The 25,629-nt window shown below is 76.2% G+C and carries 17 protein-coding genes, 3 tRNA genes, 1 pseudogene and 1 riboswitch; of the genes and pseudogenes, 12 read left to right on the forward strand and 9 right to left on the reverse strand.

The window, feature by feature from the left end; all coding sequences use genetic code 11:
* Nucleotides 1-450 precede the first annotated feature (450 nt).
* Nucleotides 451-1,794 (reverse strand): annotated as a pseudogene (locus tag ABZ495_RS19285) (PP2C family protein-serine/threonine phosphatase); the annotation flags it as partial.
* A gap of 171 nt (nt 1,795-1,965) precedes the next feature.
* The gene (locus ABZ495_RS19290; protein ID WP_359837173.1) at nt 1,966-3,333 is read right to left on the reverse strand and encodes an FAD-dependent oxidoreductase; all 1,368 of its coding nucleotides are present in this window, start codon (nt 3,331-3,333) and stop codon (nt 1,966-1,968) included.
* A gap of 599 nt (nt 3,334-3,932) precedes the next feature.
* Here ABZ495_RS19290 and ABZ495_RS19295 point away from each other — a divergent pair.
* Both ABZ495_RS19295 and ABZ495_RS19300 read left to right on the forward strand, forming a co-directional pair.
* Nucleotides 3,933-4,850, forward strand: a complete 918-nt coding sequence (locus ABZ495_RS19295; RefSeq protein ID WP_359837087.1) for a helix-turn-helix domain-containing protein — start codon at nt 3,933-3,935, stop codon at nt 4,848-4,850.
* 334 nt (nt 4,851-5,184) lie between these two features.
* The gene (locus ABZ495_RS19300; protein ID WP_359805763.1) at nt 5,185-7,443 is read left to right on the forward strand and encodes a sigma-70 family RNA polymerase sigma factor; all 2,259 of its coding nucleotides are present in this window, start codon (nt 5,185-5,187) and stop codon (nt 7,441-7,443) included.
* Between the two features lie 41 nt (nt 7,444-7,484).
* Here the strand turns inward: ABZ495_RS19300 and ABZ495_RS19305 are convergent, their stop codons facing one another.
* From ABZ495_RS19305 to ABZ495_RS19315, 3 genes are all read right to left on the reverse strand, one after another.
* Nucleotides 7,485-8,189: a DsbA family oxidoreductase gene (locus ABZ495_RS19305; RefSeq protein ID WP_329489075.1), complete on the reverse strand. Its 705-nt coding sequence runs from the start codon at nt 8,187-8,189 to the stop codon at nt 7,485-7,487.
* Between the two features lie 218 nt (nt 8,190-8,407).
* On the reverse strand, nt 8,408-8,929 hold the full coding sequence (locus ABZ495_RS19310) for a universal stress protein (protein WP_329489074.1): 522 nt from the start codon (nt 8,927-8,929) through the stop codon (nt 8,408-8,410).
* Nucleotides 8,930-9,076: 147 nt separating this feature from the next.
* Entirely contained in the window at nt 9,077-11,248 is a 2,172-nt protein-coding gene (locus ABZ495_RS19315; RefSeq protein WP_359837089.1) for an asparagine synthase-related protein, read from the reverse strand.
* Between the two features lie 739 nt (nt 11,249-11,987).
* Here ABZ495_RS19315 and ABZ495_RS19320 point away from each other — a divergent pair.
* The 9 genes from ABZ495_RS19320 to ABZ495_RS19360 all read left to right on the forward strand — a co-directional run bounded on the left by ABZ495_RS19320 (nt 11,988) and on the right by ABZ495_RS19360 (nt 21,224).
* Complete coding sequence (locus ABZ495_RS19320) at nt 11,988-13,415, forward strand: MFS transporter (protein WP_329489072.1); 1,428 nt, start codon at nt 11,988-11,990, stop codon at nt 13,413-13,415.
* Between the two features lie 67 nt (nt 13,416-13,482).
* Nucleotides 13,483-13,544, forward strand: a tRNA-Ser gene (locus ABZ495_RS19325).
* 416 nt (nt 13,545-13,960) lie between these two features.
* Complete coding sequence (locus ABZ495_RS19330) at nt 13,961-15,550, forward strand: TROVE domain-containing protein (RefSeq protein WP_359837091.1); 1,590 nt, start codon at nt 13,961-13,963, stop codon at nt 15,548-15,550.
* A 71-nt stretch (nt 15,551-15,621) separates the two neighbouring features.
* On the forward strand, nt 15,622-16,857 hold the full coding sequence (gene lhgO, locus ABZ495_RS19335) for an L-2-hydroxyglutarate oxidase (protein ID WP_359837092.1): 1,236 nt from the start codon (nt 15,622-15,624) through the stop codon (nt 16,855-16,857).
* Nucleotides 16,858-16,994: 137 nt separating this feature from the next.
* Nucleotides 16,995-17,825 (forward strand): tRNA (guanosine(46)-N7)-methyltransferase TrmB, encoded by an 831-nt coding sequence (gene trmB, locus ABZ495_RS19340; RefSeq protein ID WP_359837094.1) that lies wholly within the window; start codon nt 16,995-16,997, stop codon nt 17,823-17,825.
* Nucleotides 17,826-17,953: 128 nt separating this feature from the next.
* Nucleotides 17,954-19,231, forward strand: coding sequence for a PrsW family intramembrane metalloprotease (locus ABZ495_RS19345; protein WP_359805752.1), 1,278 nt, complete (start codon nt 17,954-17,956; stop codon nt 19,229-19,231).
* 50 nt (nt 19,232-19,281) lie between these two features.
* A tRNA-Met gene (locus tag ABZ495_RS19350) sits at nt 19,282-19,355 on the forward strand.
* Between the two features lie 128 nt (nt 19,356-19,483).
* A tRNA-Met gene (locus ABZ495_RS19355) sits at nt 19,484-19,557 on the forward strand.
* Nucleotides 19,558-20,144: 587 nt separating this feature from the next.
* Nucleotides 20,145-21,224, forward strand: a complete 1,080-nt coding sequence (locus tag ABZ495_RS19360) for a hypothetical protein (protein ID WP_359837097.1) — start codon at nt 20,145-20,147, stop codon at nt 21,222-21,224.
* Here the strand turns inward: ABZ495_RS19360 and ABZ495_RS19365 are convergent.
* The 3 genes from ABZ495_RS19365 to ABZ495_RS19375 form a co-directional block, all read right to left on the reverse strand.
* The gene (locus ABZ495_RS19365) at nt 21,221-21,943 is read right to left on the reverse strand and encodes a class I SAM-dependent methyltransferase (protein WP_359837099.1); all 723 of its coding nucleotides are present in this window, start codon (nt 21,941-21,943) and stop codon (nt 21,221-21,223) included. The two genes, ABZ495_RS19360 and ABZ495_RS19365, sit on opposite strands and share 4 nt — an antisense overlap.
* A gap of 98 nt (nt 21,944-22,041) precedes the next feature.
* Entirely contained in the window at nt 22,042-22,755 is a 714-nt protein-coding gene (locus ABZ495_RS19370) for a sensor domain-containing protein (protein ID WP_359837102.1), read from the reverse strand.
* A 101-nt stretch (nt 22,756-22,856) separates the two neighbouring features.
* A complete protein-coding gene (locus ABZ495_RS19375; RefSeq protein WP_359837104.1) occupies nt 22,857-23,429 on the reverse strand; it encodes a GNAT family protein in 573 nt (190 codons plus the stop codon).
* Between the two features lie 42 nt (nt 23,430-23,471).
* On the opposite strand from ABZ495_RS19375, the gene ABZ495_RS19380 reads away from it, so the two are divergent.
* The gene (locus ABZ495_RS19380; protein ID WP_359837106.1) at nt 23,472-24,461 is read left to right on the forward strand and encodes a hypothetical protein; all 990 of its coding nucleotides are present in this window, start codon (nt 23,472-23,474) and stop codon (nt 24,459-24,461) included.
* Between the two features lie 71 nt (nt 24,462-24,532).
* Here the strand turns inward: ABZ495_RS19380 and ABZ495_RS19385 are convergent, their stop codons facing one another.
* Entirely contained in the window at nt 24,533-25,393 is an 861-nt protein-coding gene (locus ABZ495_RS19385; protein WP_359805738.1) for a M23 family metallopeptidase, read from the reverse strand.
* A 12-nt stretch (nt 25,394-25,405) separates the two neighbouring features.
* A riboswitch (cyclic di-AMP (ydaO/yuaA leader) is annotated at nt 25,406-25,564 on the reverse strand.
* Nucleotides 25,565-25,629 lie beyond the last annotated feature (65 nt).

Raw genomic sequence — 25,629 nt, forward strand, 5'->3', positions numbered from 1 at the left:
TGGCACGCTGTTGAGTTCTCAAGGAACGGACACTTCCTTCGGACCGCCTTCCAGCGGGCCCTCCGGGCGCTTCGTTCTTTCGTGTTCCCAGCTTACCAGATGTTTTCCGCTCCGTTTCCGGCGCTTCGTTCATCCAACTCGCTGGTGTCTTCTCGGGCTTGACGCCCTGTCCGACGTTTCAAACTCTAGCCGATCCCCGCCCCGAAAGGCGAATCCGGCCGCAATCCATATAAACAGGCATGACGAATAAGGCATGAGCTACACCGTCAATATGACAGCGCACAGCCCAGACCGAGCCGAAATGGTGTTTCCAGGGATTGGCCGCCTCGGGACCGTCCGCGTTGATACGTGTCCGGTGCTCCCAGCCAGGCAGCTCGAAGAACACTAGACCTGTCAGGGGGTCGAGTCAAGCGCCGCTCCCAGCTCCGGGAGGGCGGACAGGCTCTCCTCGGCCGGCAGCTGGAAGGCCAGGATGGCGACGTCATCGTCGTGGTCCGAACTGACGCCCATGGCCCGGAGCAGCCGGGCGCAGATCACCTCGGGAGCGCCGGCGGCCCCGGCGAGCGTCCGGGCGAGCAGGTCGAGGCCCTGGTCGATGTCCTCGTCCCGGCGCTCCACCAGACCGTCCGTATAGAGGACGCCGGTGGTGCCGGGGAGCAGCCGCAGGGTGTGGGAGAGGTGGACGCCGCCGCCGGTGCCCAGGGGCGGGCCGTTCTGCTCCTCGCTGCGCAGGATGGTGCCGTCGGGGCAGCGGAGCAGCATCGGCAGGTGTCCCGCGGAGGCGTAGGTGAGGGCGTGGCGCTCCGGGTCCCAGACCGCGTAGGTGCAGGTGGCGATCTGGTTGGCGTCGATCTCCATCGCGAGGCCGTCGAGCAGGCGCATCACCTCGTGCGGCGGCAGGTCGAGCCGGGCGTAGGCCCGGACGGCGGTGCGGAGCTGGCCCATCACGGCGGCGGCGCGCAGGCCGCGCCCCATCACGTCGCCGATGACCAGCGCGGTGCGGCCGCCGTCGATGGCGATGACGTCGTACCAGTCACCGCCGACCGCGGCCTCCGCGCCACCGGGCTGGTAGGTGGCGGCGACCCGGAGGTCGGCTGGCTGGTCGAGCTTCTGGGGGAGCAGGCTCCGCTGGAGGGTGACGGCGGCCTCGCGCTGGCGGCGTTCGGCCTCGCGCAGCCGGGTGGCGGCGAGCACCTGGTCGGTGACCTCGGCGGCGAAGATGAGGACGCCGGCGGGCAGCGCGTCCCTCGGCTCCTCGCCCTCCACCATCTCGGTCCGGCCCTCGGCCCTGTTCTCGCGCCGGCCGTCCACCCGGCTCTCGGCCCGGCTCTCGTGCCGGCTGAGCGGGACGCAGGAGACGTTGTAGTAGCGGTTGCCGGTGAGCCCGAGGATGCAACGGGCCTTGACGCTGCGCGGGCTGCCGCCGCGGATGACCTGGTCCATCAGCGGCAGGACGCCCATGGTGCCGAGCTCGGGAAGTGCCTCGCAGGCGGGCAGGCCGGTGGGCCGGTCGCCGAAGAGTTCGCGGTAGGCGCGGTTGGCGTAGCCGAGCTGGTGCAGCGGGCCGTAGGTGACGGCGACCGGGGCGGGGATGCGGTTCAGCACCTCGCGCAGGTCTTGGGGCCGCTGCGGGTCGAGTACCTCGGTGGGGCTGACGAGGCTGGTGGGGTCGCGGGGGCTGGGGACGACCACGCCGTCGCCGGACGGCGTGCCCTGGTCGGTGCCGCGCCCAGCGGGCGGGGCGGTCCGCCACGGGGCTCCGGTGAGCCGGGCGCTCCAGCGCATGAGGTTCAAACGACGGCCGCTTCCTCGTTTACCAGGCATATCATCACTTTTTGTGTGCGGACTGCCACACCGGGTAATGACTCGGTCGGGCCGATCCTGTCAGGCGGAGGCCCGATTCCGGAAGTCGCGCGCGCTGGGCGCGGCCGTCTTGTCGGTCACAGCCGGCCGCCGGCGCCGCCCTCAGGTCGGCCGGTCGTCGGCGCCGCCCTTGCCGAAGCCGGCCTCGAACTCCGAACGCGGGTGCTCCACCGTCCCGAGCGAGACCACCTCCCGGGAGAACAGCCCGCCGAGCACCCAGTCCATCAGCACCCGCACCCGCCGGTCCGCGCTCGGCAGCCGACGCAGGTGCCGGGCCCGGTGCAGCCACCAGGCGCGACGGCCGGTGAGCCGGCCGCCCCCGCTGGTGTGGGCGACCGCGCGGCCCAGGCCCAGCGAGGTCGAGCAGGCCGCGCGGTCCGGCCGGTACTCGACGATGCCCTCGGCGCGCGGGCCGCCCTCCAGGGCGACGAGCACGTTGGCGGCGAGCAGCTCGGCCTGGGCGAAGGCGTGCTGGGCGTTGGGCGCGCAGGGCGCCCCGTCCGCGTGCGGGTCGGGAACGGCGGCGCAGTCCCCGGCGGCCCAGACCCCGGGCAGTGCCCGCCCGTCCGGGCCGACCGCCTGGAGGGTGGCCAGACAGCGGATCCGGCCGGCGGTGTCCAGCGGCAGGTCGGTGTCGCGCAGCAGCGGGGACGGGCGCACCCCGGCCGTCCAGACCAGGGTCCGGGCGGCGAACCGGCTGCCGTCGGAGAGCGCCATCACCCGGTCGGCGGCCGACTCCAGCCTGGTGCCCAGGCGGACGTCGACGCTGCGCTCGCGCAGTTCGGCCAGGGTGTGCGCGGCCAGCTCGGGCGACTCCTCGGCGAGGATCCGGTCGGTGGCCTCGACCAGGACCCAGCGCAGGTCCCCGGGGCTGATGTTGTGGTAGCCGCGGACGGCGGTGCGCGCCATGTCCTCCAGTTCGGCGAGCGCGCCGACGCCGGCGTAGCCCGCGCCGACGAAGACGAAGGTGAGCGCGGCCTGGCGCAGGGCCGGGTCACGGGTCGCGGAGGCCAGGTCGAGCTGTTCCAGGACGTGGTTGCGCAGGCTCACCGCCTCGCCGACGGTGGAGAACCCCAACCCGTGCTCGGCCAGCCCTGGCACCGGCGCCGTCCGGGAGACCGAGCCGGGGGCCACCACCAGGACGTCGTAGTCGAGCTCGACCAGGGCGGGCGGTTCCCCGCGGGCGGCGGCGTCGGCCCAGGCGCGGCGGGTGCCGTGCTCGATCCGGGTGATCCGGGCGGTGAGCACCCGGCAGTCCGGCAGGGCCCGGCGCAGCGGGACGACCACGTGGCGGGGGTCGATCGAGCCGGCCGCGACCTCGGCGAGCAAGGGGTGGTACGTCAAGTAGGACTGCGGTTCGACCACGGTGATCTCCGCCTCGCCCCGGCGCAGCCGTTCGCGCAGGCCGCGCTGGAGGTGCAGCGCGGTGGACATCCCGGCGCAGCCGCCGCCGACGATCAGAATTCTGATGGCGAACCTCCTGCCGATGCGACCTGTCCCCGGCCCTCGGCCGGGGGTGCCCCCCACCACGCCCTCAATGAAGGACCGTCGGAGGGCCTCTTGTCCACAGTCCGTGCCGGGTCGGTTGGGGCGGGAGTTGCCCCGTGGTGCCAGATGTGCTGCCTGGGTGAGTTTCTGACGCACTTTCGGCTTCGAACGGCCGTGAACTATGGTCGGATTGTGCATCGGGGCGGCCATCGCCATGACAACTGGCGGCGACGCACCGTGGAGCGGCCATTACGGCCAGTTCCAGTGTTGGCGCGTAAACCCGACTGCGGGACGGTGTTCCGGGGAAGGGTAGTTCCCGGACGAGGCCCCGTGGGGTGCCGACGCGCCAGGCCGGATGTGCGGTCCCGGCCCGGTGGCACCGGTCGTGGCGGAGTCCGCATGGCCTTGCGTGCGCGGTCGTCGTGCGCGTGCGGTCTGGCGTCACCCGGACGCGGCTTGCGTCACAACCGACTACGAGCGATGGGTCATCGGGTCATTTCTGACAGGCGGAGCTGCACCGGGGGGTGCAGGGGCGGGCGACGGCAGGGTCCGGGATCGGGCACCTGCGGGGGAGAGTTGGGATGATGGAGCAGGAGCGACTGTTGGGCCGGGCGGCGGTACCGCGCGTCGGCCAGGGCGTGGTGCCGGAGCAACGCAGCCCCGCGGACCTGCCACCGCAGGCCGCGGTGGCGTACGCGGCGGTCCGCTACCCGGCCGAACCGCCGCAGGGCGGTGGCGGACCGGTGTCCGGTGCCCGGCTGCGGGTGGACGCCCGGCGGAACCTGGAGAGCGTGCTGCGCGCGGCCCGCGAGGTGTTCGGCGAGTTCGGCTACGGCGCGCCGATGGAGGAGGTCGCGCGCCGGGCCGGGGTCGGGGTGGGCACGGTGTACCGGCGCTTCCCGAGCAAGGAGGTGCTGGTCCAGCGGATCGCCGCCGAGGAGGTGGCGTGGCTGACCGCCCAGGCGCGGGAGTCGCTGTACGGCGGCGGTGGTGCCTGGGAGTCGCTGGCCGGCTACCTGGCGCGGGCGGTGAGTACGGGGGCCGGGCGGCTGCTGCCGCCGGAGGCCTTCCGGTACGCGGAGGAGCTGGGCAGGGTGCCCGAGCAGCGCTCGGGGGATCCGGCCGGCGCGGGTGCCCTGCTCGGCAACCGGTTCGAGCCGAGGCCCGGCGGGCTGCCGGAGGGCGGCGGAGAGCCCGCGGCCGACGCGGACCCGCGGCAGTTGCTGCAACTGCTCGCCGCCCTGGTGGCGCGCGCGGGCGCGGCCGGGGAGCTGCGGCCGGGGGTGACGGTCGCGGACGTGGTGCTGGTGCTGACCGCTTCGGTTCCGGTGCACGCCTCGCGCGGCGTACCGGGGGCGGACCCGTACACGGCGCCCGTGTCGGCCGCGTTCGGCGGCGCGTTCCCGGCGGCGGGCGGCCAGCAGACGGACGGTCAACCCGTCGAAGGACCGGCCGACCGGCTGCTGCGGATCCTGCTGGACGGCCTCCGGGCGCGCTGATCCCACCACTCTGGTGGCCGCGGGCCCCGGAGGGCAAGGGAGTTGAGGATCAACCCGGCGTGAGCGGCTCAGCCGCGCGCCGGGTGCGGCCGCCGCCGCGCCGGTGCACCGGACGGGGCGAACACATCCTCGACGGCCCCTCGGAAGAGTGGGTCGCGGCGGTCCGGCTACCGCCCAACTCTGCGCTATGCCATCCTTTGCCCGTGGTTGGAGCCAATGTCCCGATGCGCGCCGTTCGCGCGCCCTCGGCGCCGTACAGCGGGGAACCGTGCGCTCACGCACTCCCGTGCGCTCTGCCGCACTACGGGGGCTGTCGTGGAATCTGGGGTCCGTTGTGAGCGCCGAGGAACAGAACGACTACGGCTACGGCCTCGACTTCGGCCGCTCCGGCCCGGGCGGACCGAACGGCGGGACGGGTGGCGCGGACGGGGGCCCCGGCAGGGCGGGGCACGGGCCGGGGCAGGCGCCCGGCGCGGTGCCGAGCGCGTCGGGGCAGGTGCCTGACCAGGCCGGGATGCCCAGCCGCGAGACCCTCTCCGCCTCCGACGCGTACCCGCAGACCCGCGTCCCCGGCCAGGCGCCGGCCGGCCGCGGCGGGGTGGCCCCGGAGGCCTTCGTCGACGACGGCTCCCGCGCCCGGCCGACCGTACCGGCCCCCGCCGACCCGGTGGACGGCGAGCGCCCGGCCTCCGACGCCGAGTTGACCGCCCGGGTGCGGGCCGGCGACGACGCCGCGTACGAGGAGATCTACCGCCGGCACGCCGACTCGGTGCGCCGCTACGCGCGGACCTGCTGCCGGGACAGCTTCACCGCCGAGGACCTGGCAGGCGAGGTGTTCGCCCGCACGCTGCAGGCGCTGCGGGCGGGCAAGGGGCCGGAGTTCGCCGTCCGCGCCTATCTGCTGACCGCCGTCCGCAACGTCGCAGCGGCCTGGACCCGCAGTGAGCGGCGCGAGCAACTCGTCGACGACTTCAGCACGTTCGCGCAGACCTCGGCCGCCACCGTCGACCTGGACCTGGCCGACCCGGGGGCCGACGCCTGGGCGATGGCGCTGGCCGACCAGCGCATGGTGATGCAGGCCTACGCCGAACTGCCCGAGGACGACCGGATGGTGCTCTGGCACACCGAGGTCGAACGGGAGTCTCCCAAGACCGTCGCGGTGATGCTCGGCAAGACCGCCAACGCCACCGCCGTCCAGGCGCACCGGGCCCGCGACCGGCTGGCCGCGGCCTTCCTCCAGGCCCATGTCTCGGGCAGCCAGGCCAGGGCCTGCGAGGCGTACGCCAACCGGCTCGGCGCCTACGCGCGCGGCTCGCTGCGCAAGCGGGCGTCCGCGGAGGTCGGCCGGCACCTGCGGGAGTGCGACCGGTGCACGGCCGCCTGCCTGGAGCTGTCCGAGATCAACCACAGCCTGCGGGCGCTGCTGCCCGGCGGCGTCCTGGTCTGGGTGGGGGTGGGCGGCTTCAGCGCCGCCGCTGCCGCCGTGGGCGGTGCGGCGGCGGTCGGCGGCGCGGCCGCGGGAACGGCGGCGGCCGCCGCGGGCGGCGCGGCCGGCGGGACCTCCGGGGCGACGGCAGGCGCCGCGGCCGGGTCCGCGGGTGGCGCGGCCGGCGGAAGCGGTGGCGCCGCCGCGGCGGCGGGCGAGGGCCTGGGCATGGCGGCCAAGGCGGGCATCGCGGCCGCGGTCGCCGTGGCGGCGGCCGCCGTCGCCGCCTACGCGCTGACCGGCTCGCCCGAGCCGAAGCCCCCGCTGGCCGCGCCGCCGGCCTCCTCCCCGGCCCTACCGGCGCCGCCGCCGGTGGCACCGGTACCGAGCGCGGCGCCGCGCACCCCCGATCCGGTCCCGGTGGTGGAACCCGCGCCGAGCCCCTCCGCCACCCCGTCACCGACGCCGGCGCCCTCCGTCGCACCGCGCCCGGCGCCGAAGGCCGTGCCGCCGCCCGCGCCGAGCAGCCCGGCCGCGTCCTCCCCCGCACCGGCCCCGCCCTCGCCGCGGCCGACCCGGCCGACCCCTCCGCCGCTGCCGCCGGTACCCGTGGTGCCGACCCCGACGCCGCCCCCGGTACCCACCCCCGAGGTGCCGGTCCTGCCCACCCCGACTCCCCCGCCGCTGCCGACCCCGACCGTCACACCGCCGGCTCCGACCGACTTCTGGGCCGACCACCTGCCCGTGCTGAAGCCCGGCAACAACCGGGTGCCGGCGTCGGCCCCGAGCATCCGGCAGCGCGGCAGCGACTGGTTCTGGCAGCGCGACAGCGTCTCGATCGGCGGCACCCCCCGGGCCCACGGCATCACCGTGCACGCACCCGCGACCACGGTGATCGACCTCAACCGCGGCTGCACGGCCTTCGACGCGGTGGCCGGGGTGGACGACATCGCCGCCTCGATCGGCGGCGTGGTCTTCTCGGTGCAGGGCGGCGACGGCCGTACCCTGTGGCGCTCGCCGCCGCTGGCCACCGGGGACGACGCGGTGCCGGTGCACGTGCCGCTGGCCGGGCAGACGTCGATCCGGCTGGTGGTCACACCGGCGCACGGCGTCTGGTCGGCACTGAACGTGTCCGACTGGGCCGAGGCCCGCTTCAGGTGTGCCTGAAGCGGGCCCCGGGAGGGTGCCGGCGGTCCCGGTAGGGCCGGTCAGACGGCGCAGGAGCCGTCCGCGCAGGCCTCGCCGGCCGCGACGACCGGCACCGGCGCGGGCCGGCGCTCGCCGATCTCCTCGGCGACCTGCTCCAGCACCTTGCGGAAGGTCTCGGCGTCCTGGCCGCCCTGGACGGCCCACTTGCCCTCGAAGACGAAGGTCGGCACGGCGGTGATGCCCAGCTCGCGGGCCTCGGCGAGCTGGGCGCTCACCTCGGCGGCGCCCTCGTCGCCCGCGAGGTAGGCCGCCACCCGGTCGCCGTCCAGGCCCGCGGACACCGCCAGCCGGGTCAGCGCGGCGCGGTCGCCGACGTCCACCCCGTCGCTGAAGTGGGCCTTGAGCAGTGCCTCCTTCAGCCGGCCCTGCGCCGCCGCGCCGTACTCGGTCCCGGCGAGGTGGAGCAGCCGGTGGCCGAGGAAGGTGTTGGCGTGCAGCGCGGCGTCGAAGTCGTAGCTGATGCCCTCGGCGCGGCCCAGCTCGGCCACCCGGGCGTCCATCGCGACGGACTGCGGGCCGTAGCGCTCGGCCAGCCACGCGCGGTGCGGGCTCGCGGTGGCCGGGGCGTCCGGCACCAGCTGGTACGGCCGGTAGACCACCTCGACGTCCTCCTTGCCCGCGAAGCCGTCCAGCGCCTGCTCGAAGCGGCGCTTGCCGATGTAGCACCAGGGGCAGGCGATGTCGGAGTAGATCTCGACCTTCATGGCGGCGGTTCTCCAGGGGTGGGGAGGGCGGGGTTCCGGGATAGGTGAACGATGAACCATCTCGGGACATTCCCGGCGCGCGAGCGCTCCCCTCCCACCTCCCGGCGGGCCGCGCACTCCGGCGCGGAGCGTGCCAGACCGGCGCGGGACCGTGCCCGGGCGCCCCCGGCCGGCCTCCGTGGCCCGGCGGCCGGCCGGGGGTCGGCTCAGCGGCTGGCTCAGCGGTCCGGGGGCGCGGGGACGATCAGGACCGGACAGGCCGCGTGGTGGACGGCGGCCGAGCCGACCGAGCCCAGCAGCAGCCGGCCGAAGCCGCCGTTGCCCCGGGTGCCGAGCACCAGCGTGTGCTGCCGGGCCGAGGCCGCCAGCAGCACCTCGATCACGTTGCCGAGCACCACGTGCAGCGACAGCTCCCCCGCGTACGGGCGGAGCCGGGCCCGCTGCACCGCCGCCACCGCACGGCGCAGGCCGTCCGCCATGCTCTCGACCAGCGTCTCGACGCTCTCCTGGACCAGTTCGGCCATCCCCGGCGGGTACCCGGTCGGGGCCGGGTTGACCACCGCGAGCACGTACAGCGGCAGTTCGAACCGCTCGGCCTCGGTCATCGCCCGGTCCAGCGCCCAGAGCGAACCGTCCGAGCCGTCGCACGCGGCCAGCACCCCCGGCGGACGGCCCGTCGGCGGCCGGCCGAGCACCGAGAGCAGGACGGGGACGGACGGATCCGGGCTGGCGCTGGTCACCACGGCCTCCACGGGGACGGGACGGGATGGCGTCATGATCACCCGCCCGGGGGACGGCGCCCGCGAGCCGCGCCGAACCGGGCGCCGCCGCCCGGCCGCCCCGGCCCGGCCACCGGGGTCGGGCCACCGCGGTCGCACGCGTCGGGGTCAGGCGAAGCGGGCGGCGGGGAGGGCGGTGCGCCGGGCGAGGGGCAGGCCGGTCCAGCAGGCGCCGTGCCGCCGGGCGCGGACCCGGCGGAGCCAGAGTTCGGTGGAGACCAGCTCGGCGAGCCCGGCCAGGGTGCCGGGTGCGAGCGGCGCGTCGGGGTCGGCGCAGCGGGCCAGCCCCGCCCGGACGGCGGGGAGGTCGATCAGCCCGGCCTCGGCGAGCAGCGGGGCGTCGAAGAGCTCGGCGATGCCGTCGGCGGCGAGCCGCAGGCCCGCCCGGGCGGGGGCGGTGCGGTCGGGGCGGGGGCCGCGGCCCCAGTCGAGCGGCAGGTCCGTCCGGCCGGCCCCGGTGAGGACGGCGTGCAGCAGGGCGTGCCGGGCGCCGGGCTGGAGCCGGACGTCGTCGGGCAGCAGCCGGCTCGCCCGGACCACCTGGTTGTCCAGGAACGGCGCGTGCAGCCGCTGGCCGGGCTGCTCGGCGGCGTGCACCAGCGTGCGGAATCCGCGCGCGTGCCGGTGCAGGGCGTACCGGGCCCGGCGCACGCCCGGTGGCTCGGCGGGCGCCGGTCCGCGCGCTGCCAGCCGCAGCCGCAGCGCGACCGCGGAGAGCGCCTCGTCGGAGAGCCAGCGGGCCGCCGGTCCGGGGACGCACCAGAGCAGGTCGTCGGCCGAGCGGGCGCCCGCCGTACCGCCGCCGTCCGGGACGTGCCGCAGCGTCAGCCGGACGGCGGCGTCGTCGAGCGCGTCGGCGTAGCGGATCCGGGAGAGCCGGTGGGCCGCGCGCACCACGGTGAGCGGGGTGCGCAGCGCGCCCGCCAGGACGCCCGCCGTCACCCGGTCGGCGCCGGCCAGGGCGGCGACCGGGGGCAGCAGCTCGCGCGGGCGGCCGGCCCGGACGAGGTCGGCCAGCCGGGCCGGGTGGCCGTCCAGGACCTGGCGGGCCCCGTACCCGGTGAGGTGGTCGGTGCCGCCGGCGTCGAAGCGGGCCGCGGCGCGGGCGGCGGCGATCAGCTCCGGACCGGGCTCGTCGGTGAGGCGTCCGGCCCGCGGGTCGGCCACCAGGTCGGCGTACGGGAGGGTGTCCGGCCCGGGGGCGAGCACCGTGTGCCGCAGCCGGGGCGTGTGGGGGGCGATCGCCAGGGTGGCCGGGCCCTCGCTCTCGCCCAGGGTGACGGCGGCCAGTGGCTCGGGAGCGGACCGGCCCGGGGCGGACGCCCGGGCCCAGGAGCCCTTGACCGCGCCGTTCCTGGCCCGCGCTCCGGGTACCGCGGCCGGTCCGGCGACGGCGGGCACGGGTGCGGGGGCGGGTCCGGCGACGGGTGCGGGCGGGACGGCGGCGGCGAGCAGGGCGACGGTGGCCGAGGCCGTCCCGTACGAGAGGTCGACCCCCAGCCGGGCCCGGCCGGGGCCGGCGGCGCCGGCGGCGGGGGTGCGGACCCGGGACCGGACGGACTCCAGCAGGGCGCGGGTGAGTTCGCGGACGGCCGGTGCCTCGCCGCGCGGCCGCGGCCCGCCGCCGGGCTCGTCGTACGCCGCGAGGTAGGGGCGGCCGCCGCGGATGGCCAGGGTGTGCCCGGGCGGTACCCGCTGCACGCCGAGGTACGGGGTGCCGGTGCCGAGCGCCTCCGGGGACTCCGGGCAGGCGAGCCGGGCGGCGAGGTGGCCGGTGTCCAGCGGGGCGCCGATCAGATCGGCGAGCGGGAGGGCGGCGGTGGCGTACGCGGTGCCGTCGGCCCAGGGGGTGTGGAAGACGGGCCGGGCGCCGGCCAGGTCGGTGAGCAGCGCGGTGGACCGGGTGCCGGTGCGCAGGACGACGGTGTAGCTGCCGGGCCAGGTGGTGAGGTGGCGGACGGCGCCGCCGCGGGCGGCGGCGAGGCCGGCGGCCAGTTCGGCGTCGGTGGCGCCGCAGTGGCCGATGACGGCGAGCCGGGTGGTCGCGGGGGTGTCCTCGACCGGGTCGGGCGCGCCGGCACCGGTGGTGACGACGGCGGGGGCGCCGGGGCGCAGGGTGACCAGCCGGATCTCCTCGGGGCGCCAGTCGCCGACCGCCCAGAGGGGGTTGGGGCCGGTCCACAGGGGGCGCGCGGCGATCGGTGCCACCGCTCCGGGCGGCTCGTGCGCCGGGGCGCCCGCTCGGGGCGCACCCGTGCTCCAGCCCGTCAGCCACCGCATCGCGCCTCCACCGGACGAGGACCAGCACCGTGCGGCGCGTCCGCCGGCGGGCGGCCCGGCCGGGCCGTGGCGCGCCGCGGCGACCGGCCGCCGCGATCGGGCGCGCCGTCAGGAGACATCGTGCCACCGCTCGTCCGTCCCGTGACCGGAGTTGTCGTTTCCGATTCGCCGGGCGGGGCCCCCGGGGGTGCGGCGGGCACACCGGACGGTCCGGCCGGAGCGGCCGCGCGGGCCGCGTCTCGGCCGGGCGGGCCGGGCCTTCCCCTCCCCGGCCCGGACCGCCCTTTCGCCGCCTTTGTCATGGCCATCGCGATATGGCCGAAAGGCGTCGTCCGGCCCGGGAGGGCATCCGCATGCCCTCCCGGACTTCGCCGCCGTCCGCGGGGATTGAGACGGCGGCATCCCCCGGCCCGCCGGGTCCTCGACGGCGGGCCGACCCACGACCACCAGCGAATCGCCGACCAGCCGGTCGGGCCAGGGGGCACGGCCGGGCGCACATCGACACGGGACCGGAGCACAACGCTCCGGCGCGCGGCCGGCCCGATCGCCCCCGGCCATGTCCGCGCGGTCCGCCCGGGCCCGCCGGAGCGCCCGCCGCCGATCGGCGGGTGCGCGATCCCGCCATCCGGAATGCGGCCTCTTAACCCTCGGAACGCGTCCGACTACTCTAGGTACAGCAGCTACGGCCCGGTGCCGCCCGGGCTCCGCGCACAAGGCCGCAGGAGGTGCCGCCGCCACCATGACCATCAGCCCACGAGGACCGAACGAACGGCTCGGCACGCTCCTGACCCTCGCCCAGATCAGCAACGCCGGCCTGGCCCGGAGGGTCAACGACCTGGGCGCGCAACGGGGTTTGACGCTGCGCTACGACAAGACCTCGGTGGCCCGGTGGGTCAGCAAGGGCATGGTCCCGCAGGGCCCGGTCCCGCACCTGATCGCCACCGCGATCGGCGGCAAGCTCGGCCGGCCGGTGCCGCTGGAGGAGATCGGCCTCGGCGACACCGACCCGGCGCCCGAACTCGGCCTGGCCTTCCCGCGCGAGGTGTCCGAGGCGGTCCGCTCGGCCACCGACCTCTGGCGGGTCGACCTCGACCTGCGGCGCGGCCCCGGCGGCGGCCGCTGGAGCGACAGCCTGGCCGGCACCTTCTCGGTCGCCGCGTACGCGACGCCCGTCTCCCGCTGGCTGATCAACCCGGCGGACGGCTCGGTGGCCCGCGAGGCGCCGCGCACGCCTGCCGAGGCGGGCTCGTACCGGGTCGGCCACTCGGACGCCGCCAAGCTCCGCGAGGCCGCCCAGGAGGCCCGCCGCTGGGACTCCAAGTACGGCGGCGGGGACTGGCGTTCGTCGATGGTGCCGGAGTGCCTGCGGGTGGAGGCGGCGCCGCTGCTGCTGGCCTCCTACAGCGACGCGGTGGGCCGGGCACTGTTCGGTGCCACGGCCGAACTCACCCGGCTGGCCGGGTGGATGGCCTTCGACACCGGCCAGCACGAGGCCGCCCAGCGGTACTACATCCAGGCGCTTCGGCTCGCCCGCGCCGCCGCCGACGTTCCGCTCGGCGGCTACGTGCTGGCCTCGATGAGCCTGCAGGCCGGCTACCGGGGCTTCGCCGAGGAGGCGGTCGACCTCGCGCAGGCCGCGCTGGAGCGCAACCGCGGGCTGGCCACCGCCCGCACCATGAGCTTCTTCCACCTGGTCGAGGCCCGGGCCCAGGCCAAGGCCCGCAACGCCGCCGCGTGCGCGACGGCGCTCGGCGCCGCGGAGAACGCACTGGAACGGGCGCGCGCGGGGGATCCCGATCCGGCCTGGATCGACTTCTACGCCTACGACCGCCTCGCCGCCGACGCCGCCGAGTGCTTCCGCGACCTCGGAGTGCCCTCCAAGGTCCGCCAGTTCACCCGGGAGGCGCTGGCCCGGCCCACCGAGGGGTTCGTCCGCTCGCACGGGCTGCGGCTGGTCGTCTCGGCGATGGCCGAGGCCGAGGCGGGCGACCTGGACGCGGCGGTCGCGGCCGGGGAGCGGGCCGTCGAGGTCGCCGGCCGGATCTCCTCGCAGCGCAGCCGCGAGTACGTGGTCGAGATGCTGCGCCGCCTCGAACCCTTCCAGGGGGAGCGCCGGGTGAGGGAACTGACGGAACGGGCGCGCGCGGTGATCGTCGCCCCGGCGTAGCGGGCCCGGCGGTAATTCGGATGCACCGGCGGGAGAGGCCTGGCTATCGTCTCTCTCGTCCAGGTGCGCAGGCAGAGGTTACTTCCACTCCTCATGGGCAGGTCGCGGGTTCGAGTCCCGCCGCCGGCACTCGTGCCGGTGTAGCTCAGTCGGCAGAGCAGCTTCGTCACCTCAGCCGCCATCGATCTCTGGACACCCATACCTCAATAGGTTTTCCGCACCTCCCGGTGCGACGGCAGCGGTTACTTCGTGGAGCGCCCCCAGCGGGGCGCGGTGAACCGGACAACACCACTGCCGCCACCTCGATCTCGGGAGGCACAGCGCCGGGGGTGCCCGGTGCGCAGGCGGGGGTTACTTCGGATCTTGCGGTTCCGGGTTCGAGTCCCGGGCGTGCCGCGCGCGAGCGCGGCCGTTAGCTCAATCCGGTAGAGCACAAGGCATACACCTCCGCCGACGCCGGCCGCCGGGCCGGCACGATCTCGGGCACCCCTTCCTCCGCCGTGCCTCCTTCGCGTTCCACCAGCCAGCAGGGGGCAGCATCCACCATGTCGCGTTTCAACACCCGTACGGCCCGGCCGAGTCCGGCCTCGCCGGTACGCAGCACCGGGAAGCGCACCGTGAACCACAACGGCGGCACCGGGTTCCAGCGCGACGCCAGGTCCGAACTCTTCCTGCTGGCGGTGGCGAACCTGGTCGGCCAGGACACCTTCTACGAGAAGGGCGGCGCGCGGGACGACCGCTACACCGCGCTGGTGCGCGGACTCGCCGTCACCGACCCGGAGTGGACCACGGGCCTGCTGCGCTGGCTGCGGTCCGACGCGCACCTGCGCACGGCCGCGCTGGTCGGCGCCGCCGAGTTCACCCGGGCCCGGCTGGACGCCGGGGCGCCCGGCCACTCGCGGCAGGCCGTCGACGCCGTCCTGCAGCGCGCGGACGAGCCCGGCGAACTGCTCGCCTACTGGACGTCCCGCTACGGTCGGGCGCTGCCCAAGCCGCTCAAGCGCGGGGTCGCGGACGCCGTCCGCCGGCTGTACCACGCCCGCTCGCTGCTCAAGTACGACACCGCGTCCAAGGGCTACCGCTTCGGTGACGTGCTGGAGCTGACCCACCCCTCGCCCGACCCGGCCAAGCCGTGGCAGGGCGAGCTGTTCCGCTACGCGCTGGACCGCCGGCACCGGCCGGACGAGGCCGTCCCGTCCGCCTCCGACCGGCTGCTCGCGGCCAACCGCGAACTGCTCGCCCTGCCCGTCGAGCAGCGGCGGGCGGCGGTGACGGCCGAGGGCGGGGCCGAGCGGCTCGCCGCGGCCGGGCTGACCTGGGAGGCACTGGCCGGCTGGCTACGGGGCCCGCTGGACGCGGCCGTCTGGTCGGCGGTCATCCCGTCCATGGGCCCGATGGCGCTGGTGCGCAACCTGCGCAACTTCGACCAGGCCGGCGTCCCGGACGAGGTCGCGGCCGAGGTCGCGCGGCGGATCGCCGACCCGGACGAGGTGCGCCGCTCCCGCCAGTTCCCGTTCCGCTACCTCGCCGCGCACCGGCACGCGCCGTCGCTGCGCTGGGGGCACGCGCTGGAGACCGCGCTCTCCCACTCGCTCGGCAACGTGCCCGCGCTGCCCGGCCGGACGCTGATCCTGGTCGACCGCTCGGGCTCGATGTTCGACCGGCCGAGCGCGCAGACCCAGCTCAACCGGGCCGACTCGGCGGCGATCTTCGGCACGGCCCTCAAGGTCCGGGCCGCCGACGCCGACCTGGTCGAGTTCGGCACCACCAGCCGGGTCGTCCGGGTCGCCCCGGGCGAGGCCGTGCTGCGGGTCCTGGACCGCTTCACCGACCTCGGCGGCACCGACACCGCCCAGGCCGTCCGCACCCACTACCGGGGCCACGACCGGGTGGTCGTCGTCACCGACGAGCAGACCGGCCGCGACCACTGGGGCGGCGACGCCCTGGCCGCCGTGCCGGCCCACGTCCCCGTCTACACCTGGAACCTGGCGGGCTACGCGCCCGGCCACGGCCCGAGCGGCGCGGCGAACCGGCACACCTTCGGCGGGCTGGGCGACGCCGCGTTCCGGCTGATCCCGCTGCTCGAAGCGGGCCGGGACGCGACCTGGCCGTGGCTGGAGCCGGACGCCCGCTGAGGCGCCCTCGACCGGCCCCGCCCACCGTGACAGCATCGGCGGGCGGGGCCGGGCCGAACGAGGAGCGAGCGGTGGCGTACGACTTCGACGTGCTGGTGGTGGGCGGCGGGATCGTCGGGCTCTCCACGGCGTACGCGCTGACCCGGGCCCGGCCCGGGTTGCGGCTGGCGCTGCTGGAGAAGGAGCCCGGCTTCGCCGCCCACCAGACCGGCCGCAACAGCGGGGTGATCCACAGCGGCGTCTACTACCGCCCCGGCTCGCTCAAGGCCCGGTACGCCGTCGCCGGGGCCACCGAGATGGTGGAGTTCTGCCGCGCCCACGGCGTCCCGTACGAGGTGACGGGCAAGCTGATCGTCGCCACCGACCCCGCCGAGCTGCCCCGGCTGCGGGCCCTCGCCGAGCGCGGCCGGGAGAACCGCATCCCGGTCGCCGAGCTGGACCGGGCCGGCATCACCGCGTACGAGCCGCAGGTGACCGGTATCGCCGGGCTGCACATCGGCACCACCGGCATCTGCGACTTCCCCGCCGTGGCCGCCGCCTACGCCCGGCTGGCCCGCGAGGCGGGCGCGGAGCTGCGCACCGGCACCGAGCTGCGGGCGGTCGCCCGCCGGGCCGACGGCGTGACCGTGCAGACCTCCACCGGCGAGCTGCGCGGCCAGGTACTGGTGAACTGCGCGGGACTGCACAGCGACCGGATCGCCCGGCTGGCCGGCGACGACCCCGGTGTGCGGATCGTGCCGTTCCGCGGCGAGTACTACGAACTCGCCCACGAGCGAAGGGACCTGGTACGCGGCCTGGTCTACCCCGTCCCCGACCCGGCCTTCCCCTTCCTCGGCGTGCACCTGACCCGGGGCATCCACGGCGACGTGCACGTCGGCCCGAACGCGGTGCCCGCGCTGGCCCGCGAAGGGTACGACTGGCGCACCGTCCGCCCGCGCGACCTCGCCGGGACGCTCGCCTTCCCCGGCACCTGGCAGATCGCCCGCCGGCACTGGCGGTACGAGCTCGGCGAGCTGCACCGCTCGCTCTCCAAGCGGGCCTTCACCGCGGCCGTCCGGCGGCTGCTGCCCGCCGTCACCGCCGAGGACCTGGTGCCGGCCGTCGCCGGGGTCCGGGCCCAGGCGGTGGCCCGGGACGGCGCGCTGCTGGACGACTTCGCCTTCGCCGGCTTCGACCCGGACGACCCGCGCTCCACCCGCCGTCTGGTGCACGTCCTGAACGCCCCCTCCCCGGCCGCCACCGCCTCGCTGCCGATCGGCCGCGAAGTGGCCCGCCGGGCGCTGGCCGCCCTCGCAGCGGGCGGCTGAGCCGGCCCGTCCCGACCGGCCCGTCCCGACCGGCGCGCCCTGGCCGGGACGGAGCGGGGCGGACTCGGCCCGGCCCCGCGTCAGGTGCGTCACAGCCCCTGGGGCCGCACCCGGCGGCCCCGTAGAATCGGGTGATTGTGACTGCCACCGCCCCGATCCCCCAGCAATCGCCGTCCGCCCGGCTCTCCGCCGCGCCGGCCGGCTACCCCGCGCCGATGTACCCGCACCGGGCCACCGAGGCCCAGCACAGCGAGCGACGCATCCGCAGCTTCCAGCCGCGCCGGGGCCGGATGACCAACGCCCAGGCGGGCGCGCTGGACCGGGGCTGGGAGACGTACGGCATCGCGATCGACGGCAGCCCGCTGGACCTGTCGGAGCTCTTCGGCGGTCTGCCGGTCACCCTGGAGATCGGCTTCGGGATGGGCGAGACGACCGCCGCGATGGCCGCCGCCGACCCGGCGACGGGCATCCTCGCCGCCGACGTCCACACCCCCGGCCACGGCAACCTGCTCGGCCTGCTGGAGCGGGACGGCTCGCGCAACGTCCGCCCGGCCGCCGGCGACGCCGTCATCCTGCTGCGCGACATGCTGCCCGACGCCTCGCTGGCCGGCCTGCGGGTCTACTTCGCCGACCCGTGGCCGAAGCCGAAGCACCACAAGCGCCGGCTGGTCCAGGCCTCCTTCCTGGAGCTGGTGCTGCCCCGGCTGGCCCCCGGCGCGCTGGTGCACTGCGCCACCGACTGGGAGCCGTACGCCGAGCAGATGCTGGAGGTGCTCTCCGCCTCGCCCGAGCTGGAGAACCTGCACCCCGAGGGTGACGGCACCGGCTGGCTGGAGCCCGCCGACCACCCGGCCGGCAGCGTGCCCGGCTACGCTCCCCGGCCCGACTGGCGGCCGGTCACCAAGTTCGAGCGGGCCGGCATCGCCAAGGGCCACGTGGTGCACGACCTGCTCTTCCGCCGCCGCTGACCCGCCGCCGGGCTGACCACTCGGCCTGACCGCCCGGCCTCACCGCCGGCCCCGGCCGCCCGGTCCGCAGGGGTGGATTCGTCCCGAGTCCTCCCGGCGGGCCGGTGCCGTGGCCTACCCTGTGCCGGGTGAGCAGCCCGTCCGGCGGCTACCGGGCCACCGCCCGGACCGTCGGCGACCGAGAGATGCCCACGCGCACCGCCGGCACCCGCGCCATCCCGGGGCCCAGGACGCGCCGGGGCCACCGGCTCACGCCCTGGCCCACCGCCGCCCCGCCGGCCACCGCCGGACCGGGGCCGCGCCCCGCCCGCTCGGTCGTGCTCTCCTCGGTCACCACCACCGCCGTCCTGGCGCTGGCCGGCTGCGGCGTGCTGATCCTCCAGCTGGTCCGCCGCCAGACCGGGACCACCGGGCTGCTGGTCGGGCTCGGCCTGGCGCTCGTCCCGCTGCCCTTCGTGCTCGGCGGCCTCGCCTGGCTCAACCAGACCGCCCGGGTGCCGCTGCGCCACATCGTGTTCTGCCTGGGCTGGGGCGCCTTCGCGGCGACCACCGTCGCGATCCTCGCCAACGGCTGGACCAGCACCTACCTCACGGCCCACCAGGGCAGTCTGGGCGAGGTGCTGGGCGCCGACCTGGTCACCCCGGTGATCGAGGAGAGTGCCAAGGGCGCCGCCCTGCTCCTCCTGCTGCTGCCGCTGGGCACCCGGATCCGGTGCCACGGCCACCGCACCGGCCGCCCGTGCGCGAGCGTGCTGCGCCGGCTGCCCGGCCCCGGCCTGCCCCTCGGCCACGGCCGCGGACCCGCCCTGCCGCACGCCCGGGGCCGGCCGCGGCCGCGCCCCTACCTGCGCCCGCTGCCCTACCTGCGGCCCTACCCGCCGACGCCCGACCGCCCGCGCGCCCGGGCCCGCCCGCGCACCCTGGCGGCCGGGGTCGTCCTCGGCGGGATCACCGCCTGCGGCTTCGCCTTCACCGAGAACGCGCTCTACCTGGGGCGGGCCTTCACCGACGACCAGCAGCAGCGGCTGGACAGCATCGGCCTCGGGGAACCGCCCAGCCTGCGGGACTTCGACAGCACGGTGCAGACCTTCGTCCTGCGCGGGCTGCTCTCGCCCTTCGCCCATCCGCTGTTCACCGCGCTGACCGGGCTCGGCCTGGCCATCACCCTCACCACCGGCCGGCGCCGGCTGGCCAGGATCGCCGCCCCGGCCGGACTGCTGCTGTCGATGGTCCTGCACGGCACCTGGAACGCCGCCGCCGACCTCGGCACGCACGGCTTCCTGCTGGTGTACGCGGTGCTGATGGTGCCGTGCTTCGCCGCCCTGGTCTGCTTCGCCGCCTGGGCCAGGAGCAGAACGGCGCGGCACGCCGCTCGCCGTGCCCGGGCGCCCGCCGCGGTCCGGTGACGAACTGATTTCCCATCCGGGCGACTTCCCCGTAGGGTTGCGTTCACCGACGCGGGGTGGAGCAGCTCGGTAGCTCGCTGGGCTCATAACCCAGAGGTCGCAGGTTCAAATCCTGTCCCCGCTACTCAGTAGCACAGAGGCCCGGAGGATTCGTCCTCCGGGCCTCTCGCATGTCCGGGGTCCGAGGTCCGGGGTCCGGCGACGAACTGATTTCCCATCCGGGCGACTTCCCCGTAGGGTTGCGTTCACCGACGCGGGGTGGAGCAGCTCGGTAGCTCGCTGGGCTCATAACCCAGAGGTCGCAGGTTCAAATCCTGTCCCCGCTACTCAGTAGCACAGAGGCCCGGAGGATTCGTCCTCCGGGCCTCTCGCATGTCCGGGGTCCGGGGGCCCCGGGGGCCCCGGCTCCCCGCCGCTCCCGGGCCGGTTCGGAAGCGTTCCCGGAGCCGCCCCGGAGCCGCCCCGGAACCGGTGCGGCGGCCGCGAATTAATCCGTTGCCCCCGTTCCGAGGAGCTGCCTAAGCTGGCTGCACACTGAAGGGAGGTGATCCTGAATTGAGTTCCATCAGGATGCGTGAGGTGGCTGCTCGCTAGAGCCGCCCCTGCCTGCGCAGGACGAGGCCCCGTGCCTCCGGCAGGCGAATTCCAAGCAGTCACCCGGCCCGTGGGCTCACCGGAACATCCCCGGTGCCTCGCTGCAGCGAGGAGCAGCCCACGGGCTGTCTGCTGTTCCGGCACCGATCGGCCCGGACGGCGCCCCGGAGCGTTTGCCTCCCACCGCTCCGACGCTAGAGTCGGCGCGGGTTCCGGAGCGGAGCGGGGCGGCCACAGGGGGTAGGCGATGGCGAGGACGCGGCGGACCGGGGGCACGACGGCCCTGCGAACGGCACAACGGGGAGCGGCCGGAGCGCTCGTGGGGGTGGGAGCGCTCGGCCTGGTGCTGTTCTCCCTCGACCGGGCGCACAGCTGGCAGGCGCTGGGCGGCGGGTTGGTGGTGACCGGGGCCTCGGCGGTGCTCGGCGGCGCGCTCGGCTTCCTGTTCGGCGTGCCCCGGGCGCGCGGTGGCCCGGCCGGTGAGCCGCACGGCTCCTACGCCCCGAACACCAATCTGGAGCAGGTCTCCGACTGGCTGACCAAGGTCCTGCTCGGCGTCGGCCTGACCCAGCTCGGCTCGCTCGGCGAGCGGCTGCACCAGCTCGGCGCGGCGCTGGCCCCCGCGCTGGGCGGCGGCGAGGGCGCGGCCCCCTTCGCGGCCGCGCTGGTCCTCTACTTCCTCGTTCTCGGCTTCCTGACCGGCTGGCTGGTGACCCGGCTCGCCCTGCCCCGGGTGCTCTCCGGCGCCGACCAGGCGCTCGACCTCTTCCTGGCCGGCCAGGACCGCGACCTCCGGGGCGACAAGGTGGGCGCGGACGACCTGCGGGTCCGCGCGATGCAGCACCTGGGCCTGCTGGGCGGCAGCACCGGCCGGGCGGACGACCCGGCCCGCCTGCCGCCGTCGAACGCGACGACCGGGCCGGAGAGCGTGATGGCCGAGGTCCGGTCGACGGCCCGGCGCTCGGCGCTCACCGCGGACCGGGTCCGGGAGCTGTTCGCGGACGGCGCCGACGACCGGCGGATCCAGGCGCTCGCCCTGATGCAGGGCGATCCCGCGCTGGCCGACCTGACCAGCGTGCTGGAGGCGATCGAGCACCCGCGCTCCGGCTTCGAGCAGTACCACGCCCTGCTGGCCGCCCGGGGCCTGCTCTCCTGGCTGCCGGCCGCGCAGGCGCAGCGGCTGCGGGACGCGGTGGCCGGCCGGCTGGTGGCGCCGGACGGCATCCCGTACGGCTCCGACCGGAGCTGGCTGGCGGAGAAGATCCTCTCCCGGCTGGAGTCACCGGCTCCGCTCCCCCCGCAGGTCACCCTCCCGCAGCAGACCGGTCCGGTCGGCCCGCCGGCCGGGCAGCCGGCCGGCCCGCCCGAGACCGACCGGCCGGAGCGGCAGCCGGGCTAGCCGCCCCGGCGCCGGCGGTCGGCGGCCCGCAGGACCAGGACCCGGCCGAGTCGCCCCGCACCGGCCGGGAGCGGGCGGACCTCGCTGGCGATCCGGCGCTCGCCCAGCGCGCGGCGCAGCCCGTCGAGGTGCCGGCAGCGCCGGCCCGCGGCGTCGTTCAGCGGGTGGACCCGGACCTCGCCGCCGGGGGCGGTCACCCGGACCAGCTCGGTCAGCGCGGCCAACTGCTGCGCGGGGCCGAAGAGTTCGGGGTAGACGAACAGCAGGAACCCGCTGAGGGTGAGCGCGAAGGTGTCGTCCGCGAACGGCAGCCGGGGCAGCGCGGCGGCCACGTACCGCTGCGGGTGGGCGGCGGCGTCCGCGGCGAACAGCCGGCGGGCCCGGTCCCAGCTGCGCAGGTAGCGGTCGGCCGGGCGGTGGTGGGACGCCGGGTACAGCTCGGGGCGGGCGGCCATCGCGGCCGCCATGGCGGCGCGGGCGGCCAGCGCGCGGGCCGCGAGCTCGGGGGCCGGCCAGGCGTACGCGGGATCGGTGGCGATCACCCGGCAGCCCAGCTCGCGTGCCTCGGCGGCGAGCCCGGCGGCGCCGCCCGGGCAGTCGAGGACCGGCCCGGGGAGGGCCGCGAGCCCGGCCCGGGTCAGGTCGAACAGCGCGCAGTACTCGTCCAGCGGGCGGGAGGTGACCGGGACGTCGGCGGCGAGGTCGGTCGGGGCGGCCATGCGGTCATCGGACCACGGGCCGGCCCCGCCCGCACCCCGGAGCGTCCGGGGCCTGGCGGGGCCGGTGGGGCCGGGCGGTGGGGCGGCGGGTGGGCTTGTCAGCGGCCGAGCAGGGCCCGGGCGGCGAGCCGGTTGACGTTGGTCAGGCCGCGCACCAGCTGCGGGGTCAGGAAGACGAACACGAAGCCCAGCAGCGAGAGCCCGGCGATCTGCAGCGGCCCCTCGACGTAGTAGACGTGCTCGACGCCGTTGCCGTCGTAGTAGTCGAACACCCGGAAGCCCCGCCAGCCGACGTACTTCGGGTAGACCCAGTGGTAGAGCGGGTAGAGCGCCAGCGTCCAGCCGACCAGCAGGAACGTCAGCGACATCACGAAGCTGAAGAGCGCCCACGGGAGCATCACCACCTGGTAGAGCACGGCCTTCCAGCCCGCCGCGTCCACCAGCCGCGCGGTGATCGCGCCCCAGCTGCCCGGCCGACGCACCCGGACCGGCTTCGGGCCGGGCACGTCCAGCGCCAGCATGCCGCGGACCCGGGCCCGCTCCAGCCGGCCGAAGCCCCGGGCCCCGGCGGTCAGAGCGGCCAGCACCGGCATGCCGAGCACGGTGACGAGGGTGCCGACACCGAAGGCGAACAGCGTGGTGGCGAAGGCGAACCCGGCGAGGGCCACCGGCACCGCGGTGAGGGTGAAGCCGAGCTCCCGGTAGTAGTAGGACGAGAACGGCGCCCGCCAGGCGTACGGCGGCTCCTCGGTGCGCCGTACCGCGTCGTCGCGGTCGTACTCGCTGCGCTGCGTGCTGAGGCTGCTGCTCATGGCCCTCGGGTCCTTCTCGGTGGCGTGCCGGGCTGACGTCACAACCCTGTCAAAGGCCGGGCCGGGCGGACATCCGGCTCCCCCGTGAAGCGGGCCGGGGGTTAACCCCCCGCCCGGGGCCACTCGTGGGCGAGCAGCGAGTACTGGAAGGAGTCGCGCCACCCGCCGCGCAGGTGCACGTCGTGCCGGATCCGGCCCTCCAGACGGAAGCCGGCCCGGGTGAGCACCCGGACCGAGGCCGTGTTCTCCACGTCCACCCGGGCGACCAGCCGGTGCAGCCCGAGCGGGCCGAAGGCGAAGTCGCAGAGCAGCCCGGTGATCTCGCCCGCGTAGCCGTTGCCCCAGGTGTCGGGGCGCAGCGCGTAGCCGAGGTCGGCGCTGCGGTGGCCGCCGAGCGTGAGGGCGGCGTTGCCGATCGGGACGGCGCGGGACGGGGCGTCCGCGTCGGCGCGGCGGGTGACGGCCAGCCGGTAGACCGTCCGCTCGTCCTGCTGCGCCTCCTCCAGGTACTGCTCGATCTGGTCGGCGCAGTCCTCGCGGTCACGCGGCTCGAACGGGAGGTAGCGGGTGGCCTCCCGGTCGCCGAACACCGCGTACAGGGCGTCGACGTCGGCGGCGCTGTGGTGGAACTCGCGGATGGCCAGGCGGGGGCCGGTGAGTCGGACGGGGACCATGCCTGCCGACCCTACCCGGGCTTTCCGGTTACCTTACGTGACATGGAAGAAGAAGACCTGCGGCTCGCCCCGCGCACCAAAGCCGCCGAACTGCTCGCCTGGGCGCAGGCGCACGGCCACCCGCCGGTGGCCGAGGCGCCGGTGCGGGCGGTGCTGGCGCTGCTGGAGCTGGGTGAGGGCAGGATGCGTGACGGCTGGCCGGAGCTGACCTCGGACGCCGTGGAACAACTGCTGTACGAGCGGCTCTACCTGTACGTCCAGCCCGCGCCGGAGCAGGACCCGCTGGCGTACGGCGCCGCGGTGCGGCTGCTGATCGACCACCAGCGGGCGGCGAAGCGGCTGAACGCCAAGCGGCAGGAGCGGCTGCACGCGGAGGCCGAGTGGCAGGGCGAGGTGGCCGCCGGGCTGCTGCGCCGCGCCGACCTGGTGACCTGGCCCCGGCTGTACACGCTGCTGCTGCGCGCGGACGGGGTGGACCCGGCCGACGGGGCGGCGGTCCGGGCCTGGCTGGAGGCGTTCCGGGAGCTGGCGCCGGAGGACCGGGCGGCCGCCTACGAGCGGCTGGAGGCGACGGGTGCGCTGGACCCGGTGGACGACGGGGGCTGGGACGGCGCCCGGCCGCTCAGCGTCGGGATGGCCACCGACGGTGCCCGGCGGCTGCTGGAGCAGGGGCTGATGCGGCGCAGCTACCGCAACCTGGAGGAGCTCACCGCGCAGGGCCGGCCGATGCCCGACGAGCTGGCCGGGGACTTCGGGGCGTTCGAGGAGGCCGCCGTCGAGGCCGCGCTGGACCTCTTCGGCGAGTGGACGGTGCCGGGGCTGCCGCGGCTGCTGGTGGAGGAGTTCCCGGAGCTGGCCCCGGAGCCGGGCCAGGAGGAGATCGACGCGTACCTGGCGCAGCTGCCCGGGGCACCCGGCGAGGCGGAGGAGGCCGGGGAGTACGGGGACGAGTACGGCTACGCGCCCGGGGACGGGCACGTGCACGGGTCCGCCGACCGGCCGGACGGGGCCGGCGCGGCCGCCGGGGCCTGAGACGCGACGGTGCCCCGGCCGTCGTGACGACGACCGGGGCACCGCGGCGGGCTGTCAGAAGGTGACGCCGGTCAGGGGGTCACGCCGCGCTGCTCGAACCAGCTCTCCGGGTCGACCGGGGCACCGCCGCCGGGGCGGACCTCCAGGTGCAGGTGCGGGCCGGTGACGTTGCCGGTGGCCCCCACCTTGCCGAGCTGCTGGCCGGGGACGACCTTGCCGGAGCCCTTGATGATCGAGGAGAGGTGGCAGTACCAGATCTCGGTGCCGTCGGGCAGCGTCTCGACGATCCGGTAGCCGTACGACCCGGCCCAGCCGGCCGAGGTGATGGTGCCCTGGCCGACCGCGTAGACCGGGGTGCCGGTGTCGGCGGCGAAGTCCAGGCCGGTGTGCAGGTGGGCCCAGTAGGAGGCGCTCTGGCCGTAGTGGGCCGAGAGGTGGTAGTCGCGCACCGGCAGCTCGATGGCGGCGAGCTTGGCCTTTTCGGCCTCCTCCGCGGCCCGCTTGGCCTCCTGCTGCTGGGCCGCGCGCTTGACCTCGGCCTCCTTGGCGGCCTGCAGGCGGGCGCCCTCCTCGGCGGCGGTGCGCTGGCTGTCGGCCTGCTGCTGGATCCGGGCGGCGAGCGCGAGGCCCGGGTCCGCGGCGAGCGCGACCGGGGTCTCGTCCGGGACCTCGACGGCGGGGGCGGCGGCCGGGGTGGCGGAGGCGAAGCCGGTCGCACCGAGGGTGGCGGCCACGGCGGTGACGCCGAGCAGCGGGGCGGTGCCGCGGGTCTGACGGGGCATCCGGTGCCGGTTGCTGTCGGGGGCCTGCGGCCCGGTCTCGGCGCCGGACCCGCCGAACTCGCCCGGGTGGGCGGGCGGCCAGGGGTGGTCGAGCAGCTGGGTGCCGGCGGGGGAGCCGGGCAGGTGTGCCGGAGAGTGCGACGACGCCACGGAGGCGCGCTCCTTTCCTTCCTTCGCGCCTACCGGGTTAGCTGACGGGTTCGGAGCAGGAAGGTCTCCTACGGCTGGGCCTGGGCCCGGCCGATTCACCCCAAGGAACATGGTTCCCCGGCTCCCTGGCCTGCCCGGAGGCCGGCCGGCGGGATTAGGCGACGGCGCACGGTGCCGTCTGGGTACGGCGTTACGAACCGCGCTGCGTTATCAAACGTTAATCCTAGGAGCCTCTG

This window comes from Kitasatospora sp. NPDC005748 (genome assembly GCF_040630735.1).
Lineage (GTDB): Bacteria > Actinomycetota > Actinomycetes > Streptomycetales > Streptomycetaceae > Kitasatospora.